The 1,764-nt window shown below is 80.4% G+C and carries 4 protein-coding genes; all 4 read left to right on the forward strand.

Features of this window, described 5'->3' with window-relative positions; translation table 11 throughout:
• Nucleotides 1–728: LLM class flavin-dependent oxidoreductase (locus GTR00_RS20170; RefSeq protein ID WP_166613320.1), on the forward strand; the 728-nt coding region annotated here is incomplete at its 5' end.
• A 10-nt stretch (nt 729–738) separates the two neighbouring features.
• Nucleotides 739–1,155 carry a rhodanese-like domain-containing protein gene (locus GTR00_RS20175; RefSeq protein ID WP_166613321.1) on the forward strand — a complete coding sequence of 139 codons (417 nt, stop codon included), beginning with the start codon at nt 739–741 and terminating at the stop codon, nt 1,153–1,155.
• Between the two features lie 176 nt (nt 1,156–1,331).
• Nucleotides 1,332–1,469, forward strand: a complete 138-nt coding sequence (locus GTR00_RS20180) for a hypothetical protein (RefSeq protein ID WP_166613322.1) — start codon at nt 1,332–1,334, stop codon at nt 1,467–1,469.
• 117 nt (nt 1,470–1,586) lie between these two features.
• Nucleotides 1,587–1,682, forward strand: a complete 96-nt coding sequence (locus GTR00_RS26085; RefSeq protein ID WP_323132640.1) for a putative leader peptide — start codon at nt 1,587–1,589, stop codon at nt 1,680–1,682.
• The last annotated feature ends 82 nt before the right edge of the window (nt 1,683–1,764 follow it).

Here is a 1,764-nt window from a genome sequence, read left to right on the forward strand (position 1 = left end):
ACCCCGCGGTGGCCGAGCACCTGCGCGCCGCGGCCCGGGTGCTGGGCGTGCACCGCGCCGACGCCCCGCCGCTGGAGCGCGATCTGCGCCTGGCGCTGGACCTGCTCGCCGGCGGGCACGTCGACGCCGACGGGCGCCGCCACGGCAGCGCGCTGCTGGACGGGGCGCCGGTGCGGGTGCACGTGCTGGCCTCCAGCGGCGGCGAGTCCGCGCGGGTGGCCGGCGAGCTCGGCCTGCCCCTGGTGGCGAACTACCACGTCGCCCCCTCGGCCGTGCTGGAGACCGTGGAGGCCTACCGCTCGGCGTTCCGCCCCGGCGTCCTGCAGGCGCCGCGGGTGGCGGTGTCGGCCGACGTGGTGGTCGCCGAGAGCGACGAGCGCGCCGCGGAGCTGGCCCGCCCGTACGGGCAGTGGGTGCTGAGCATCCGGCGCGGCCGCGGCGCGGTGCCGGTGCCCTCCCCGGCGGAGGTGGCGGCCTTCCCCTGGAGCGCCGAGGACCGCGCGCTGGTGGCCGACCGCCTCGAGGCCCACGTCGTGGGCTCCCCGGCCACCGTCGTGGAGCGGCTCGACGCGCTGCAGCGGGTGACCGGCGCCGAGGAGCTCCTCGTCACCACCGCCACGCACCGGGCGCAGGACCGGCTGCGCTCCTACGAGCTGCTGGCCGGCGCCTGGCACGCGGCCCGCACCCCGGCCGCGCCGCGGCCGGCCCCCGACCTGATCGACGCCTGAGGAGGGCACCGTGACCCAGGACCCCGACCAGACCCCGGCGCACGCCCCGGAGCAGGACCCGGCGCAGGCGCCGCTGGTGGACGCGGCGAGCGCCGGGCGCGCCGTGGCCGCCGGCGCCCTGCTCGTGGACGTCCGCAGCGACGCCGGGCGCGCCGCGGCCGGCGAGCTGCCCGGCGCGCTCGTGGTGGGCAAGACCGAGGTGGCGCAGCGCTTCGCGCTCGGCACGAGCACCGCGCTGCCGCAGGTGACCTCCGAGGACCAGCCGATCGTCGTCGTGTGCGGCTCGCCCGCCGGTTCCGGCCCGGTGGCCGCCGAGCTGCTCGCGGCGGGTTTCACCGACGTCGTGCACGTCGAGGGCGGGTTCCCCGCCTGGAAGGCGGCCGGTCTGCCGGCGGCGGGACCCGCCGGGCAGCCGGGGGCGCGGTGAGGGTCCCGGTCCCCGGCGCGCACGTCCCGCTGCGGCCCTGAGGGGCGCCGACCCGTGCACCGCCCGCCTGGTGCTGTCCACGGCCGCGGCGCTGGTGTCCGCGACCGCCGGGGACGCCTGGACGGTCGTGCCGGTCCGCTCGCTGCGGGGGCTGGGCGGGGGTGGTGAACCCGCAGGTGCACGGGACGCTGCAGGCGGTGTTCTCCCGCCTCGCGCTGGGCTGCGCGGGGCTGCTGGCGCTGGCCGCGCTGCTGGCCGTCCCGGCGCTGCGCGCGGAGCGCGGCGGCGCACCGCGCCCAGCAGGGGTCGATTGACACCGTCCCGGCCGTGGAGTTGACTGCCCCGGCCACCGGGAGGGGCTGCGGCGCGCGCCCCGTGCTCCCGCAGCGAGCACCCCCGGTCGGCGCCGGCACCTGGACGACGGAGGACGTGTGGACACCGCGGGTCGCCGCACCGCCTCCACCGACCTCGTCCGCCGCCTGCACGTGGACCTGGCCCGGCTGGCCAGCGCCGCCTGTCCCCGCTGACGCAGCACCCCTCCCCGCACCCCTCCCGCGCGGGCCCGTCCGGGCCCGGCGCGCACGGGTGCCCCCGGCGGCACCCGTGCGC

Source organism: Kineococcus indalonis, assembly GCF_009906395.1.
Taxonomy (GTDB): domain Bacteria; phylum Actinomycetota; class Actinomycetes; order Actinomycetales; family Kineococcaceae; genus Kineococcus; species Kineococcus indalonis.